16 protein-coding genes are annotated in these 15,888 nt (G+C 73.2%); 12 read left to right on the plus strand and 4 right to left on the minus strand.

Features of this window, described 5'->3' with window-relative positions; translation table 11 throughout:
- The first annotated feature begins 32 nt into the window (after nucleotides 1-32).
- Nucleotides 33-1,097, plus strand: coding sequence for an ABC transporter permease (locus tag ACWDYF_RS00505; protein ID WP_389464567.1), 1,065 nt, complete (start codon nucleotides 33-35; stop codon nucleotides 1,095-1,097).
- A complete protein-coding gene (locus ACWDYF_RS00510) occupies nucleotides 1,094-1,774 on the plus strand; it encodes an ABC transporter ATP-binding protein (RefSeq protein ID WP_381739988.1) in 681 nt (226 codons plus the stop codon). Before ACWDYF_RS00505 ends, ACWDYF_RS00510 begins: the two co-directional genes overlap by 4 nt.
- Nucleotides 1,775-1,819: 45 nt before the next feature.
- On the opposite strand, the gene ACWDYF_RS00515 is transcribed toward ACWDYF_RS00510, so the two are convergent.
- Nucleotides 1,820-2,620, minus strand: a complete 801-nt coding sequence (locus ACWDYF_RS00515) for an IclR family transcriptional regulator (protein WP_018571644.1) — start codon at nucleotides 2,618-2,620, stop codon at nucleotides 1,820-1,822.
- Between the two features lie 443 nt (nucleotides 2,621-3,063).
- Between ACWDYF_RS00515 and allB the strand changes: the two genes are divergently transcribed.
- The gene (gene allB, locus ACWDYF_RS00520) at nucleotides 3,064-4,401 is read left to right on the plus strand and encodes an allantoinase AllB (protein WP_018571645.1); all 1,338 of its coding nucleotides are present in this window, start codon (nucleotides 3,064-3,066) and stop codon (nucleotides 4,399-4,401) included.
- 85 nt (nucleotides 4,402-4,486) lie between these two features.
- Nucleotides 4,487-5,602 (plus strand): allantoicase, encoded by a 1,116-nt coding sequence (gene alc / locus ACWDYF_RS00525; RefSeq protein ID WP_018571646.1) that lies wholly within the window; start codon nucleotides 4,487-4,489, stop codon nucleotides 5,600-5,602.
- An 83-nt stretch (nucleotides 5,603-5,685) separates the two neighbouring features.
- On the opposite strand, the gene ACWDYF_RS00530 is transcribed toward alc, so the two are convergent.
- Nucleotides 5,686-6,405 carry an SDR family oxidoreductase gene (locus ACWDYF_RS00530; protein ID WP_389464563.1) on the minus strand — a complete coding sequence of 240 codons (720 nt, stop codon included), beginning with the start codon at nucleotides 6,403-6,405 and terminating at the stop codon, nucleotides 5,686-5,688.
- 332 nt (nucleotides 6,406-6,737) lie between these two features.
- Here ACWDYF_RS00530 and ACWDYF_RS00535 point away from each other — a divergent pair, with 332 nt between their 5' ends.
- Nucleotides 6,738-7,136: a ribonuclease domain-containing protein gene (locus tag ACWDYF_RS00535; protein WP_389464561.1), complete on the plus strand. Its 399-nt coding sequence runs from the start codon at nucleotides 6,738-6,740 to the stop codon at nucleotides 7,134-7,136.
- Nucleotides 7,137-7,175: 39 nt separating this feature from the next.
- Here ACWDYF_RS00535 and ACWDYF_RS00540 read toward each other — a convergent pair whose 3' ends face one another.
- Nucleotides 7,176-7,373 (minus strand): hypothetical protein, encoded by a 198-nt coding sequence (locus ACWDYF_RS00540; RefSeq protein ID WP_018571649.1) that lies wholly within the window; start codon nucleotides 7,371-7,373, stop codon nucleotides 7,176-7,178.
- A gap of 180 nt (nucleotides 7,374-7,553) precedes the next feature.
- Here ACWDYF_RS00540 and ACWDYF_RS00545 point away from each other — a divergent pair, with 180 nt between their 5' ends.
- From ACWDYF_RS00545 to ACWDYF_RS00555, 3 genes are all read left to right on the plus strand, one after another.
- Nucleotides 7,554-8,801, plus strand: a complete 1,248-nt coding sequence (locus ACWDYF_RS00545) for a sensor histidine kinase (protein WP_389464559.1) — start codon at nucleotides 7,554-7,556, stop codon at nucleotides 8,799-8,801.
- Nucleotides 8,802-8,916: 115 nt separating this feature from the next.
- Nucleotides 8,917-9,597, plus strand: a complete 681-nt coding sequence (locus ACWDYF_RS00550; RefSeq protein ID WP_037889519.1) for a response regulator — start codon at nucleotides 8,917-8,919, stop codon at nucleotides 9,595-9,597.
- Nucleotides 9,598-9,706: 109 nt separating this feature from the next.
- Nucleotides 9,707-10,888 carry a cytochrome P450 family protein gene (locus ACWDYF_RS00555; protein ID WP_389464558.1) on the plus strand — a complete coding sequence of 394 codons (1,182 nt, stop codon included), beginning with the start codon at nucleotides 9,707-9,709 and terminating at the stop codon, nucleotides 10,886-10,888.
- A gap of 64 nt (nucleotides 10,889-10,952) precedes the next feature.
- Here the strand turns inward: ACWDYF_RS00555 and ACWDYF_RS00560 are convergent, their stop codons facing one another.
- Nucleotides 10,953-11,981 carry a Gfo/Idh/MocA family protein gene (locus ACWDYF_RS00560; protein WP_389464556.1) on the minus strand — a complete coding sequence of 343 codons (1,029 nt, stop codon included), beginning with the start codon at nucleotides 11,979-11,981 and terminating at the stop codon, nucleotides 10,953-10,955.
- A gap of 129 nt (nucleotides 11,982-12,110) precedes the next feature.
- Between ACWDYF_RS00560 and ACWDYF_RS00565 the strand changes: the two genes are divergently transcribed.
- From ACWDYF_RS00565 to ACWDYF_RS00580, 4 genes are all read left to right on the plus strand, one after another.
- A complete protein-coding gene (locus tag ACWDYF_RS00565) occupies nucleotides 12,111-12,848 on the plus strand; it encodes a GntR family transcriptional regulator (RefSeq protein WP_086024387.1) in 738 nt (245 codons plus the stop codon).
- 164 nt (nucleotides 12,849-13,012) lie between these two features.
- Entirely contained in the window at nucleotides 13,013-14,017 is a 1,005-nt protein-coding gene (locus ACWDYF_RS00570; RefSeq protein ID WP_389464554.1) for a sugar ABC transporter substrate-binding protein, read from the plus strand.
- The gene (locus ACWDYF_RS00575; protein ID WP_381740001.1) at nucleotides 14,014-15,063 is read left to right on the plus strand and encodes an ABC transporter permease; all 1,050 of its coding nucleotides are present in this window, start codon (nucleotides 14,014-14,016) and stop codon (nucleotides 15,061-15,063) included. Before ACWDYF_RS00570 ends, ACWDYF_RS00575 begins: the two co-directional genes overlap by 4 nt.
- Entirely contained in the window at nucleotides 15,060-15,857 is a 798-nt protein-coding gene (locus tag ACWDYF_RS00580) for an ATP-binding cassette domain-containing protein (RefSeq protein WP_018571657.1), read from the plus strand. Before ACWDYF_RS00575 ends, ACWDYF_RS00580 begins: the two co-directional genes overlap by 4 nt.
- The last annotated feature ends 31 nt before the right edge of the window (nucleotides 15,858-15,888 follow it).

Here is a 15,888-nt window from a genome sequence, read left to right on the forward strand (position 1 = left end):
CGGCGGGGGTCGCGCGGCCGAGGCTTGGGCACATGTTCGTCGCATGGAGAGACCTCCGGTTCGCCAAGGGGCGGTTCGCCCTGATGGGAGCCGTGGTCGCACTGATCACCCTGCTCGTGGGGCTGCTGTCCGGGCTGACCGCCGGGCTCGCCGGGGAGAACACCTCGGCGGTGAAGGGGCTGCCCGCCGACCATCTCGCCTTCGCCGCGCCACCGGCCGGGCAGTCGGTGTCGTTCACCGGCTCGTCGCTCGCGCCCGACGCCGTGGACCGGTGGTCCCGGCGGGTGCCGTACGCCGAACCGGTCGCGATCCGCACCGTGGACGCCACCGCCGGGGCGGGCACGGGGGCGGGCACCGGCGCGGGCGGGCGCAGGGCGGCGCTGGCGGTGTTCGCCGTACGCCCCGCCTCCGGGCTCGCCCCGTCCGGTGTCGCGCCCGGACACGCGGTGCTGTCGACCGGCGCCGCCGCCGCGCTGGGCGCCGGTGCCGGGGACCGGATCCGGCTCGGCGAGCGGTCCTGGACGGTGGCGGCCGTCTCCGGGCACGCCTCCTACAGCCATGTGCCCGTGGTGTGGACGGCGTGGGACGGCGGCCGGGCGACCGTGATCGCGCTGCGCGCGCACGGCGCCGACCTGGCCGCCGGGGACCGCGCCGCCGGCACCCGCACGCTCACCAGGGACGACGCCCTGACGGCCATCGGCTCCTACCAGGCGGAGAACGGCTCCCTGCAACTGATGCGCGGCTTCCTCTTCGTCATCTCCGCGCTGGTCGTCGGGGCCTTCTTCACGGTGTGGACGATCCAGCGCTCGCCCGACATCGCCGTGCTCAAGGCGCTCGGCGCCTCCACCCGCCATCTGCTGGCCGACGCCCTGGGGCAGGCGGTGGTCCTGCTGGCGGCGGGCACCGCGCTGGGCACCGGGCTGGCCTGCCTGGCGGGTGTGCTGGTACGCGGCGGGACGGTGCCCTTCGTGCTCGACCCGCCCACCGTCCTGGTGCCCGCCGCGGTGATGACCGCCCTCGGTGCGCTCGGCGCCGGACTGTCCGTGCGGCGGATCACCGCCGTCGATCCGCTGACCGCGCTGGGAGGCGTGCGATGAGCCTGCTGCTGGACGACGTGACCCTGACCTACCCGGACGGCGACGGCCGGCTGACCGCGCTGGACCGGGTGAGCCTGGAGGTGCCCGCGGGCACCGTCACGGCCGTGGCCGGGCCCTCCGGGTCGGGCAAGTCGAGCCTGCTCGCGGTCGCGGCCACGCTGATCACCCCGGACAGCGGAAGCGTACGGGTGGCGGGCGTGCCCACCGGGCGGCTGAGCGCCGCCGAGCGGGCCGTGCTGCGCCGCCGCGCCATCGGGATCGTCTTCCAGCAGCCGAACCTGCTGCCGTCGCTGACGGCGCTGGAGCAGCTGGAGCTGATGGCCCGCCTGGACGGCCGCCGCGCGGCGGGCTCCCGCGCCCGGGACCTGCTGGCCGCGGTCGGCCTCGCCGATCAGGCGCACCGCCGCCCGCACCAGCTCTCCGGCGGCCAGCGGCAGCGGGTGAACATCGCCCGCGCGCTGATGAACGAGCCCTCGGTGCTGCTCGTCGACGAACCCACCAGCGCCCTGGACCAGGAACGCGGCGCGGCCGTCCTCGGCCTGCTGACCCGCCTCACCCGCGACCGGGGCACCGCCACGGTCCTGGTCACCCACGACCGGGCCCACCTCGACGCCGTGGACGCGGTACGGGAGATGCGGGACGGACGGCTCACCGCGACGGCGGCGGCCGCCACCTGAGGGCGCCCGCTCCCGGTACGGGTGCGGCGGCCTCGGCCGGGCGGCTCAGACCGCCGGACCGGCGCTGGTCAGCGCCTGGGACAGCTCCGCCGCCACCTGCTGGAGCACCGGGACGATGCGCTCGGTCGCGGCCTCCGTGACCCGGCCGGCCGGACCCGAGATGGAGATCGCGGCGGCGGTGGGGGAGTCGGGCACGGTGACCGCGAGGCAGCGGACTCCTATCTCCTGCTCGTTGTCGTCCATGGCGTACCCCAGCTCGCGCACGTCCGCCAGGGCCGCGAGGAAGCCCTCGGGGGTGGTGATCGTCTTCTCGGTGGTGGCGGGCATGCCGGTCCGGGCGAGCAGGGCGCGCACCTCGTGGTCCGGGGTGTGCGCCAGCAGCGCCTTGCCCACGCCCGTCGAGTGCGGCAGCACCCGCCGTCCCACCTCGGTGAACATCCGCATCGAGTGCTTGGAGGGCACCTGCGCCACGTACACGATCTCGTCGCCGTCGAGCAGCGCCATGTTCGCCGTCTCGCCGGTCTCGTCGACCAGCCGGGCGAGATAGGGGCGGGCCCAGGTGCCCAGCAGCCGCGAGGCCGACTCGCCCAGGCGGATCAGCCGGGGGCCGAGCGCGTACCGCCGGTTCGGCTGCTGGCGGACGTAGCCGCAGGCCACGAGCGTGCGCATCAGGCGGTGGATGGTCGGCAGGGGCAGGCCGCTGGCCGCGGACAGCTCACTGAGGCCCACCTCGCCGCCCGCGTCCGCCATCCGCTCGAGCAGATCGAAGGCGCGCTCGAGGGACTGGACCCCACCGCTCGCGGAGGACTTGGCGGAGTCGGTGGTGCTGGCGCTGGACGTCGGCACGGCGCGTTCCTTTCGGGGCGGGCAGGAAGGGCCAAAGCCTACCGGGGGGCCGGTTGACTCCCTGCCTGTACGGAACTACGTTCTGTCTGTTGGAATTCTAATTCCGCTTTGTGGAAACGTCCAGAGTGCACGCGCCGGCCGGCTGTCCAGCAGTGTGCCTCTTGACGAGGTGAGGGCGGGAGTGAAGACTCCTTCAACAGAACGTTGAAGTCCGTTACATGGGTGTAAATGGGCGTATTCCACCTGCCCATCCCTGTACCCGTACGTCGGTTGTCACGTCTGTGTTCTCCCGTGTCCACGGCGTTCTCCCGTGTCCACGGCGCCGCGCCGCCGCGGACCGGCGGGGCCGCGCGACCCGCCTCCCGGGCCCGCGGCGGCGGCGAAGAGCCGACGAAGCGACGAAGAGACGAAGCGACGAAGAGATGGCGAAGAGAGGGGTCCCGGTGTCCGACGCCGAACTGGTGCTGCGCTCGACACGAGTCATCACGCCCGAGGGGACGCGTGCCGCGTCCGTCGCGGTCACCGGCGGCACGATCACGGCCGTCCTGCCCCACGACGCCGAGGTCCCCGCCGGTGCCCGCCTGGAGGACCTCGGCGACGACGTGCTGCTGCCCGGCCTGGTCGACACCCACGTTCATGTGAACGACCCCGGCCGCACCGAGTGGGAGGGCTTCTGGACCGCCACCCGCGCCGCGGCGGCCGGTGGCATCACCACCCTGATCGACATGCCCCTCAACTCCCTGCCGCCCACCACCACCGTGGACAACCTGCGGATCAAGCAGGACGTGGCCCGGGACAAGGCGCACATCGACGTCGGCTTCTGGGGCGGCGCCCTGCCCGGCAACGTCAAGGACCTGCGCCCGCTGCACGACGCCGGGGTCTTCGGCTTCAAGGCGTTCCTCTCGCCCTCCGGTGTGGACGAGTTCCCGCACCTGACCCGGGAGGCGCTGGCCACCTCGCTCGCCGAGACGGCCGGCTTCGGCGGTCTGCTGATCGTGCACGCCGAGGACCCGCACCACCTGGACGCCGCCCCGCAGCACGGCGGCCCCCGGTACACCGACTTCCTCGCCTCCCGGCCGCGCGACGCCGAGGACACCGCCATCGCCACCCTGATCGCCGAGGCGAAGCGGCTGGACGCGCGCGTGCACGTGCTGCACCTCTCCTCCAGCGACGCGCTGCCGCTGATCGCCGAGGCCAGGGCCGAGGGCGTACGGATCACCGTCGAGACCTGCCCGCACTACCTGACCCTGACCGCCGAGGAAGTACCGGACGGCGCCAGCGAGTTCAAGTGCTGCCCGCCGATCCGCGAGGCCGCCAACCAGGACCTGCTCTGGCAGGCGCTGGCCGACGGCACCATCGACTGCGTCGTCACCGACCACTCGCCCTCCACCGCCGACCTGAAGACCGGCGACTTCGCGACCGCCTGGGGCGGCATCTCCTCCCTCCAGCTCAGCCTGGCCGCCGTCTGGACCGAGGCGCGCGAGCGCGGGTACGGCCTGGAGGACGTCGTGCGCTGGATGTCCGCCCGCACCGCCGCCCTCGTCGGGCTCGACCGCAAGGGCGCCATCGAGCCCGGCCGGGACGCCGACTTCGCGGTCCTCGCCCCCGAGGAGACCTTCACCGTCGACCCGGCCGAGCTCCAGCACCGCAACCGCGTCACCGCCTACGCGGGCCGCACGCTGCACGGCGTGGTCAGGTCCACCTGGCTGCGCGGCGAACGCATCGTCGCGGACGGCGAGTTCACCGCACCGAAGGGCCGGCTGCTGACCCGGCCCCACTGAGCCACCTCCCGTACGCGCGGCCGCGTGACCCGTTCCCGCGCCCGCGCCCCCACCGGCCGACTCCCGAAAGGAAGCACTGATCACCGTGACGGCGACTCCTCGTTTCACCGGCGACGCGAACCCCTACGGAGGCGGTGACCCGTACGCGGACTACCGCACCGCCGACTTCCCCTTCACCCAGTACGCCAACCTCGCCGACCGCCGCCTCGGCGCCGGTGTCGTCGCCGCCAACGACGAGTTCTTCGCCCAGCGCGAGAACCTGCTGGTGCCCGAGCGCGCCGAGTTCGACCCGGAGCACTTCGGACACAAGGGCAAGGTCATGGACGGCTGGGAGACCCGCCGCCGCCGCGGTGTGTCCGCCGAGCACCCCTGGCCCACCGAGGACGACCACGACTGGGCGCTGATCCGCCTCGGCGCGCCCGGCGTCGTACGCGGGGTCGTCGTCGACACCGCCCACTTCCGCGGCAACTACCCGCAGGCCGTGTCGGTCGAGGGCACCTGCGTGGCGGGCTCGCCCTCCCCGGCGGAGCTGCTCGCCGACGACGTCAAGTGGACGACCCTCGTCCCGCGCACCCCGATCGGCGGCCACGCGGCCAACGGCTTCGAGGTCGGCGTCGAACAGCGCTTCACGCACCTGCGCGTCAACCAGCACCCGGACGGCGGCATCGCGCGGCTGCGCGTGTACGGCGAGGTCGTGCCCGACCCGGCGTGGCTGGCGGCGCTCGGCACCCTCGACGTGGTCGCCCTGGAGAACGGCGGCCGGGTCGAGGACGCCTCCAACCTCTTCTACTCGCCCGCCACCAACACCATCCAGCCGGGCCGCTCCCGCAAGATGGACGACGGCTGGGAGACCCGGCGCCGCCGCGACCAGGGCAACGACTGGATCCGCTACCGGCTGGTCGCCCGGTCCGAGATCCGGGCCCTGGAGATCGACACCGCCTACCTCAAGGGCAACAGCGCGGGCTGGGCCTCGGTGTCCGTCAAGGACGGCGAGGACGGCGAGTGGCGCGAGGTGCTGCCGCGCACCCGCTGCCAGCCCGACACCAACCACCGCTTCGTCCTGCCCGAGCCCGTCGTCGGCACGCACGCGCGCGTGGACATCTTCCCGGACGGCGGCATCTCCCGGCTGCGCCTGTTCGGTGCGCTGACCGAGGACGGCGCCGCGGGCCTGGCCGCCCGCCACCAGGAGCTGGGCGGCTGACCCGCTCCGCTCCCGGCCCCCGGGGGGCGGGGCGCACCGGCCCGACAGCACCGGTGCGCCCCGCCGCCCGAGGGGGCCTCGGCTCACGCGGCGTGCCCGCCGTCCACCGCGAACTCCGCGCCGGTGACATAGGCCGCGTCGGCCCCCGCGAGGAACGCCACCATGGACGCCACCTCGTCGGCGGTGCCGAAGCGGCCCAGCGCCGTCATGGCCGCCTGGCCGGGGGCGAGCGGCCCGTCGGCCGGGTTCATGTCGGTGTCGATGGGACCCGGGTGGACGAGGTTCGCGGTGATCGCGCGCGCTCCCAGCTCCCGGGCGAACGCCTTGGTCAGTCCGATCAGGGCGGACTTGCCGGTCGCGTAGAGGGTGCCGCCGGGTCCCGGCACGCGCTGGGTCATGCAGGTGCCGATGGTGATGATCCGGCCGCCGTCCGCCATCCGTACGGCGGCCGCGCGGCAGGCCAGGAAGACGGCGCGCACGTTCACCGCGAGCACCCGGTCCACATCGGCGAGCGAGAGGCTCTCCACCGGGCCCAGCACGCCCACGCCCGCGTTGTTCACCAGCACGTCGAGGGTGCACAGCGCGTCGGCCGCGCGGTCGACGACGGCCGACGCCTGCGCCGGGTCGGCCGCGTCCGCGCGCAGGGCCACCGCCCGCCGTCCGAGTCCCCGTACGGTCCGGACCACCTCGTCCGCCGCGTCCTTGCCGTTCACATAGGTGAGCGCCACATCGGCGCCCGCGCGGGCCAGCCGCACCGCCGTCGCCGCGCCGATGCCGCGGCTGCCGCCGGTCACGAGCGCCACTCTGCCGTCCAGGGGCCACCGCGAAGCCCCGGAAGCAGCGGGCGTGGTCGCAGACGCAGAACCAGAAGCAGGACCAGAAGCAGAAGCAGAAGCAGAAGCTGTCGAAGTCATGCCCCCATCCCAGCGGCCGGGCCGCCCCGGCGCTGGCGGCCTTCGGACGCCGACGTGGGCCGGGAAAGCGCCCGGGAGCGCCCCCGGAAGAGCGGCTCGCGTGAACGTCCCGGGAACACCTGACCGCCTTCGGTCAACGGCCGGTGAATTCACCGGACATGCCGGGAAGCTCCACAGTCTTGTCATTGACATGCCACTGTCTACGCGCGTCATCATGAGGCATGAGATTCCCCCCACGCATGACCCGCATCGGCGCCGCAGGCGCCCTCCTGTCCGCCCTCCTCGTCGGCGGCACCGTCTCCGCCGCCGCCCCGGCCGGCGCCGCCACGGCCTCGGTCGGCAGCATCTGCTACGGCGCCCTGCCCTCCCAGGCGCACCACACGCTCGACCTGATCGACCAGGGCGGGCCCTTCCCGTACGACCAGGACGGCGTCGTCTTCCAGAACCGCGAAGGCGTCCTGCCCAGCCGGTCCAGCGGCTATTACCACGAGTACACCGTCGTCACCCCCGGTTCCCCCACCCGGGGCGCGCGACGGATCGTCACCGGTGAGAAGAGCCAGGAGGACTACTACACCGCGGACCACTACGCGACGTTCGACCTGGTCGACTTCGGCTGCTGAGCCCGGCCCGCGCGGCCGCCGCCGAGGAACCGCGGAGCCTCACCGCCCGCGGCCCTCGGCGGCGGCGAACAGGGCACAGCCCAGCACGATCAGCACGAAGCTCGCGAACACCTCGTAGCCATGGAGAAAAGCCAGGCGCTGCACCATGCCCACGCGCCAGTGGGTGAAGTCCTGCACGAAACCCAGCACGCCCTGCGCCAGGGCGATGAACCCGGCGACCTCCAGAACCTTCTTCATGGAAGCGAGCCTCGCCCCGCAGGACCCCCGCGCGCATCGGCCGCGGGGCGCGGTCCGGCCGCCGGAGGTCTACGTTCCCGCCGAGCCGGTGAGCCGGAAGTCTCCCGCGTCGCGACTTTGGTCGCACAACCGCTCCGGACCCGTGAAGCGGGCCACCCGCGTTGCGTAGATTTGTCGACTGTGAAGACTGACACGACGCTCCAGGAGCCGGTGGCGTTCACCGGACGGCGATGGTGGCTGCCGTCCGCCGTGGCCGACGAACTCGACCCAGACACCAGCGGCGGCGGCCGGCCCCGGCGCACCGCGCGCGACTGGATCGTCGACTTCCTCTGCTTCCTCCTGGCCGTCCTCCTCGGGCTCGCCGCCGCCAGCTCGCTCGACGCGGAGCACCTGCCGCGCGGCTTCTCCCTCGTCGACCAGGTGATCGGGGCGCTGGCCTGCGCCGCGCTCTGGCTGCGCCGCCGGTGGCCCCTCGCGCTGGCCGTCGCCATGGTGCCCGTCGGCCTGGTCTCGAACACCGCGGGCGGCGCCGGTGTGCTCGCCCTGTTCACGCTCACCGTGCACCGCCCCCTCCGCTACGGGGCCTGGGTCGGCGGCGCCCAGCTCGCGCTGCTCCCGCTCTACTACTGGCTGCGCCCCGACCCCGACCTGTCCTACCCGGCCGTCCTCGCCTTCGCCGTGCTGCTGACCATGTCGGTCATGGGCTGGGGCATGTTCGTGCGGTCCAAGCGGCAGCTCATGCTGAGCCTGCGGGACCGGGCGCGGCGCGCGGAGACGGAGGCGCGGCTGCGCGCCGAGCAGGCGCAGCGGCTCGCCCGCGAGGCCATCGCCCGGGAGATGCACGACGTCCTCGCGCACCGGCTGACCCTGCTGAGCGTGCACGCGGGCGCCCTGGAGTTCCGGCCCGACGCGCCCCGCGAGGAGGTCGCGCGCGCGGCCGGGGTCATCCGGGAGAGCGCGCACGAGGCCCTCCAGGACCTGCGGGAGATCATCGGCGTACTGCGCGCGGGCGACTCCGACGACGCGGGCCGCCCGCAGCCCACCCTCGCGGCGCTGGACGCGCTGGTGGCCGAGTCGCGGGAGGCCGGCATGACGGTGGTGCTGACCGGACAGGTCACCGACCCGGCCGCCGTACCCGCCTCCGTGGGCCGCACCGCCTTCCGCATCGCGCAGGAGGCGCTGACCAACGCCCGCAAGCACGCCCCCGGCGCGGAGGTCGCGGTGACCGTCACCGGCGCACCCGGCCGGGACCTCGCCGTGCACGTGCGCAATCCGCCGCCCGAGGGGGAGGTCCCGCACGTCCCCGGCTCGGGCCAGGGGCTCATCGGCCTGACCGAGCGGGCCGCGCTGGCGGGCGGCACCCTGCGCCACGGGCCCACCCCGGAGGGCGGGTTCGAGGTCAGGGCGCTCCTGCCGTGGCCGGCGTGACGGCGCCCGGCCGGTGGCCGGGGCGGCGACGGTCCGGACGGGCCACCGGCGGCCGTCCGGTGCGGGGCGGCGAGCCGGTGTGGTCACCGCGCGGGCGTTTTGATTGGCTTGGCCCATGACCGCGATCCGAGTGCTCCTCGTCGACGACGACCCGCTGGTGAGAGCCGGTCTGTCCTTCATGATGGGAGGCGCGGACGACATCGAGATCGTCGGTGAGGCGGCCGACGGGCACGAGGTGGAGGCCCTGGTCGAGCGCGCCCGGCCGGACGTCGTCCTGATGGACGTCCGCATGCCGGGCATGGACGGGCTGACCGCGACGGAGCGCCTGCGCGCCCGTCCGAAGGCGCCGCAGGTCGTGGTCCTGACCACCTTCCACGCCGACGACCAGGTGCTGCGCGCGCTGCGCGCGGGCGCCGCCGGGTTCGTCCTCAAGGACACCCCGCCGGCCGAGATCGTCGCCGCGGTGCGCCGGGTGGCCGCCGGTGACCCGGTGCTCTCGCCCACGGTCACCCGCCAGCTCATCCGGCACGCCGCGGGCGGTGCGGGCGGTGCGGGCGAGGACCGGCGCACCCGCGCGCGTGAGCGCCTCACCGCGCTCAACGCGCGCGAGCGCGAGGTGGCCGTCCGGGTCGGACAGGGCCTGGCCAACGCCCAGATAGCGGGCGAGCTCTACATGAGCGTCGCCACCGTCAAGACACACGTCTCCCGCATCCTCGCCAAGCTCTCCCTCAACAACCGGGTGCAGATCGCCCTGCTGGCCCATGACGCGGGACTGCTCGACGAGGAAGCGGGCTGAGGGGCGTCCCGAAGAGGGCGCGCGGCGGGGGCACTTCGCCCCGCCGCCCCGCGTTGTACGGGACACGGGGCGGTGCCGGACGGTGCGCGCGCCCCGGAGGGGAGCGAGCATGGCGGACGTGATCGATCTGGCGGAGTACGGCGAGGGGTTCCGCACGGACCCCCACACCGTCTACGCCGAACTGCGCGCACTCGGCCCGGTCCACCGGGTGCGGCTGCCACCACCGGAGAGCTACGACACCTGGCTCGTCGTCGGCCACGAGGAGGCCCGCGCCGCCCTCGCCGACCCGCGGCTCGCCAAGGACGTCGCCGGACTCGACATCCGGCCCGTCGAGGAGGAGGCGATCGGCCGGCATCTGCTGATCGCCGACCCGCCGCACCACACCCGGCTGCGGTCCCTGGTCACCCGCGCGTTCACCGCACGGCGCATCGAGGGGATGCGGCCCCGGATCCAGGCGATCACCGATGAGCTGCTGGACGCGATGCTGCCGCTGGGGCGGGCGGATCTGGTGGAGGCGTTCTCCTATCCGCTGCCGATCACGGTCATCTGCGAGCTGCTCGGGGTGCCGGAGATGGACCGGACCGCGTTCCGGGACATGTCGAACGAGTTCGTGGCGCCCACCAGCGAGGAGGGCTTCCTCGGCTCCGTGGAGCGGCTCGGCGCCTATCTCACCGAGCTGATCGAGGACAAGCGGGTCGCGGGCCCCGCCGACGACCTGCTGAGCGCGCTGATCCGCACCACGGCGGAGGACGGCGACCGGCTCTCCCCCGGGGAGCTGCGCGGCATGGCCTTCCTGCTGCTCATCGCGGGCCACGAGACCACGGTCAACCTCATCACCAACACCGTGCACACCCTGCTCAGGCACCCCGCGCAGCTCGCCGAGGTGCGCGCCGACCCCGCGCTCGTGGACGCCGCCGTGGAGGAGACCCTGCGCTACGAGGGCCCGGTGGAGAACGCCACCTTCCGCTACGCGGCCCGGCCGCTGGAGATCGGCGGCACCGCCATCGCGCAGGGCGAGCCGGTGCTGATCGGGCTCGCGGCGGCCGGCCGGGACGGCGCCCGCCATCCGGAGCCGGACCGCTTCGACCCGCACCGCGACACCCGCGGCCACCTCGCCTTCGGTCACGGCATCCACTACTGCCTGGGCGCCCCGCTGGCCCGTCTGGAGGCTCGTACGGCCCTGCACACACTCCTGCGCCGCGCCCCCGCCCTCGCACTGGACGGCCCGCCGGGCGAATGGCTCCCGGGCATGCTGATCCGCGGCACCAGGAGCCTGCCGGTCCGCTGGTAGCCACGGCGGGCCGCCGGCAGCCATGGCGGGCCGGGGCACCGGCCCGCCGCCTGCCGCCGCCCGCTCAGCCGCCCGCCGTGCCGTCCGCCGTGCCGTCCGGGATCTCCGCCAGCCGCACCGGCCGGTGTTCGCGGCGGGACTGCTCGCAGGCCTCGGCGATCCGGAGCGCCTGGAGGGCCTCGTGGCCGTCGCACGGGTTGGGGCGCTGGCCGAACAGGACGTCGACGAAGGCGTTCAGCTCGGCCTCGTAGGCGGGGCCGAAGCGCTCCAGGAACCCGGTCCACGGCTTGTCCGCGGCCGGCGGCCCGGTCGGTTCGGTGGACGCGATCGGCGTACGGTCGTCGAGGCCGACGACGATCTGGTCGCGTTCCCCGGCCAGCTCCATGCGGACGTCGTAGCCCGCGCCGTTCAGCCGGGTCGCCGTCGCCGTGGCGAGGGTGCCGTCGTCCAGGGTGAGCACCGCCGCGCCGGTGTCGATGTCGCCGGCCTCCCGGAACATGGCGGGACCGGCGTCGGAGCCCCGGGCGTACACCTCGGTGATCTCGTGCCCGGTCACCCAGCGCAGCGCGTCGAAGTCGTGGATCAGCGTGTCCCGGAACAGGCCGCCGGACAGCGGCAGCCAGTCGGCGGGCGGCGGTGTGCGGTCCGAGGTCAGCGCGCGCACGGTGTGCAGGCGCCCGAGCCGTCCCGAGCGCACCGCCGCGCGCGCACCGGCGTACCCCGGGTCGAAGCGGCGCTGGAAGCCCATCTGGAGGACCGTCCCGGCCGCCGCCACCTCGGCCAGCGCCCGCAGGGTGCCCGGCAGGTCCAGGGCGACCGGCTTCTCGCAGAACACCGGGAGCCCGGAGCGCGCCGCCCGGCCGATCAGGTCGGCGTGCGCCTGGGTCGTCGTGCTGATCACCACCGCGTCGACGCCCCAGGTGAAGATCTCGTCCACGCCGGGCGCGGCCGTCTCGCCCAGCCGGTGGGCCAGGGCCTGGGCCCGCGCCGGATCGGCGTCCGTGAGGATCAGTGAGCCGACCTCTCGGTGGCGGCTGAGCGTGTTCGCGTGAACGGTGCCGATCCGGCCCGTTCCGATGATCCCGATGCGCATGGGAACAAAGTGGGGGCCCACCCCTGACCCTGTCAATCTGTATGTCAGGACAATCTGACTTCACGACTTCCCGTCAACCGGCCACCCGGCTACGCTCGGCGGGTGCCCAAACCAGATGTGGACCCCACCGTGTCGCTCGCGCTCGGCGTCGACCGGAGTTCCCCCGTGCCGCTGTACTACCAGCTGGCGCAGCAACTGGAGGCGGCGATCGAGCGGGGCGCCCTGACACCGGGCAGCCTGCTGGGCAACGAGATCGAGCTGGCCGCGCGGCTCGGCCTGTCCCGGCCCACCGTGCGCCAGGCCATCCAGTCGCTCGTCGACAAGGGCCTGCTGGTGCGCCGCCGCGGTGTCGGCACCCAGGTCGTGCACAGCCAGGTCAGACGCCCGCTGGAGCTGAGCAGCCTCTACGACGACCTGGAGGCGGCCGGGCAGCGCCCGAGCAGCAGCGTGCTGGTCAACACCGTCGTGCCCGCGTCCGCCGAGGCCGCCGCCGCGCTGGGGGTGGCCGAGGGGGACGAGGTGCACCGGGTGGAGCGGCTGCGCCTCACCCACGGCGAGCCGATGGCGTACCTGGTCAACCAGTTGCCCGCCGGGCTGCTCGACCTGGACACCGGGCGGCTGGAGGCCACCGGCCTGTACCGCCTGCTGCGCTCGGCCGGGATCACCCTGCACAGTGCCCGGCAGTCCATCGGCGCCCGCGCCGCCTCCGCGCCCGAGGCCGAGCGGCTCGGCGAGAGCGAGGGCTCCCCGCTGCTCACCATGGAACGCGTCACGTTCGACGACACCGGCCGCGCGGTGGAGTTCGGCACCCACACCTACCGGCCGTCCCGCTATTCCTTCGAATTCCAGCTGCTCGTACGGTCTTGAACACAGGCCCCCGCGTCGTCACAATGTCCGGACAAGTGAGCCAGGGCACACGGCCCGGCCTCTCACCCTCGTACGCTCGTGTCAGATAATGCGATGTTCGGGGCTGATGGAACGCTCATCGGCCCCGCGCGTACGTTCGAACACGGCGAGAAGGGCACGGCCTCGTGGCACGGTTTCCAACCTGGGTAGGCATGGCGCTCGCAGGGGCGCTGTCGCTGTCCCTCGCGGGATGCAGCAGCACCGGCGGCAAGCGGGCGGAGGACGCCCGCAAGGCCGCGGCGGCCCAGGGCCGGGCGGCGGTGAACACCCCCCGCTGGACCTTCGCGATGATCACCCACTCCGGGGACGGCGACACCTTCTGGGACATCGTGCAGAACGGTGCCAAGCAGGCCGCGGTCAAGGACAACATCAACTTCCTGTACTCCCACGACGACGAGGCGCAGCAGCAGGCGCAGCTCGTGGACGCCGCGGTGGACAAGAAGGTCGACGGCATCATCGTCACGCTCGCCAAGCCCGACGCCATGAAGGCCGCCGTGGCCCGCGCCGAGAAGGCCGGCATCCCGGTGATCACCGTGAACTCCGGCTCCGCCGAGTCCAAGGCGTTCGGCGCGCTCACCCACGTCGGCCAGGACGAGACCGTCGCCGGGGAGGCCGTCGGCGAGGAGCTGAACAAGCGCGGGAAGAAGAAGGCCCTGTGCGTCCTGCACGAGCAGGGCAACGTCGGCCACGAGCAGCGCTGCGCCGGAGTCGCCAAGACCTTCTCCGGCAAGGTCGACAACCTCTACGTCAACGGCACCAACATGCCCGACGTGCAGTCCGCGGTCGGCGCCAAGCTCCAGGCCGACAAGTCCGTCGACGCCGTCGTCACCCTCGGCGCGCCCTACGCGGACACCGCCGTGAAGGCGAAGCAGGACGCGGGCAGCAAGGCCGAGATCGACACCTTCGACCTCAACGCCAAGGTCGCCGCCGAGCTGAAGGACGGCACCCTCGGCTTCGCCGTCGACCAGCAGCCCTACCTCCAGGGCTACCAGGCCGTCGACCTGCTCTGGCTCTACAAGTACAACGCCGACGTCCTCGGCGGCGGCAAGCCGGTGCTCACCGGCCCGCAGATCGTCACCAAGGACCAGGCCGGCGCCCTGGAGCAGTACGCGCAGCGGGGCACCCGATGAGCGCGACCGCGAACCGGGCCGAGGCGGTCGCCGACGAACGGCTGCTGCGCACCTCCCCGCTGCGCAAGCTGCTCGCCCGGCCCGAGCTGGGCTCGGTCGTCGGCGCCGTCGCCGTCTTCGTCTTCTTCGCCGTCATCGCCGACGGATTCGTCCGCGCCTCCAGCCTCAGCACCGTGCTGTACGCGTCCTCCACCATCGGCATCATGGCCGTACCGGTCGCGCTGCTGATGATCGGCGGCGAGTTCGACCTGTCCGCGGGCGTCATGGTGACCTCCTCGGCGCTCCTGTCGTCGATGTTCAGCTACCAGCTGACCGCCAACGTATGGGTCGGCATCGGCATCTCCCTGCTGGTCACCCTCGCCATCGGCGCGTTCAACGGCTTCATGCTCACCCGCACCAGGCTGCCCAGCTTCATCATCACGCTGGGCACCTTCCTGATGCTGACCGGCATGAACCTCGGCTTCACCAAACTGATCGACGGCACGGTCTCCACCAAGACCATCGGCGACATGGAGGGCTTCCCGGCCGCCCACGCCGTCTTCGCCTCCACGCTCAGCGTCGGCGGCGTCGACTTCAAGATCACCATCCTGTGGTGGCTCGCCCTGGTGGCCGTCGCCTCCTGGATCCTGCTGCGCACCCGCACCGGCAACTGGATCTTCGCCGTCGGGGGCAACCAGGACGCCGCCCGCGCGGTCGGCGTCCCGGTCACCAGGACCAAGATCGGCCTCTACATGGGCGTGGCCCTCGGCGCCTGGATCTCCGGCCAGCACCTGCTGTTCTCCTTCGACGCCGTGCAGTCCGGCGAGGGCGTCGGCAACGAGCTGATCTACATCATCGCCGCCGTCATCGGCGGCTGCCTGATCACCGGCGGCTACGGCAGCGCCATCGGCTCGGCGGTCGGCGCGCTGCTGTTCGGCATGACCAGCAAGGGCATCGTCTTCGCCGAGTGGAACCCCGACTGGTTCAAGTTCTTCCTCGGAGCGATGCTGCTCCTGGCGACCCTGCTCAACGCCTGGGTCCGCAAGCGGGCGGAGGCCACCAAATGACGCAGACCGACACCCGCACGCCCCTGGTGGAGCTGTCCGGCGTCAGCAAGCACTACGGCACCGTCCGCGCCCTCGAAGGCGTCTCCCTCCAGGTGCACGCCGGGGAGATCACCTGCGTCCTCGGCGACAACGGCGCGGGCAAGTCCACGCTGATCAAGATGATCGCGGGACTGCACCGGCACGACGACGGCGTCCTGCGCGTGGAGGGGGAGGAGACCACCCTGTCCTCCCCGCGCGAGGCCCTGGACCGGGGCATCGCGACCGTCTACCAGGACCTCGCCGTCGTCGGCCTGATGCCGGTGTGGCGCAACTTCTTCCTCGGCTCGGAACCCACCCGGGGCACCGGCCCCTTCAAGCGCATGGACGTCGACCTCATGCGCCGCACCACGCACGCCGAACTGCTGCGCATGGGCATCGACCTCAGGGACGTCGACCAGCCCATCGGCACCCTTTCGGGCGGCGAACGCCAGTGCGTGGCCATCGCGCGGGCGGTCCACTTCGGCGCGAAGGTGCTCGTCCTCGACGAGCCCACCGCCGCACTCGGTGTGAAGCAGTCCGGCGTCGTCCTGAAGTATGTGGCCGCGGCACGCGACCAGGGACTGGGTGTCGTACTCATCACCCACAACCCGCATCACGCGTACCTCGTGGGCGACCGCTTCGTCCTGCTGAAGCGGGGCACCATGGTGGGCCATCACACACGGGACGAGATCACCCTCGACGAACTGACCCGGCAGATGGCGGGCGGCAGCGAACTCGACGACCTCCGGCACGAGCTGGAGAAAAGCACTCCCTGAGGGGAGCGGGCGAGCGTCGGGCGCATCTCCA

The sequence above is a fragment of the Streptomyces sp. NPDC003284 genome, from assembly GCF_053589675.1.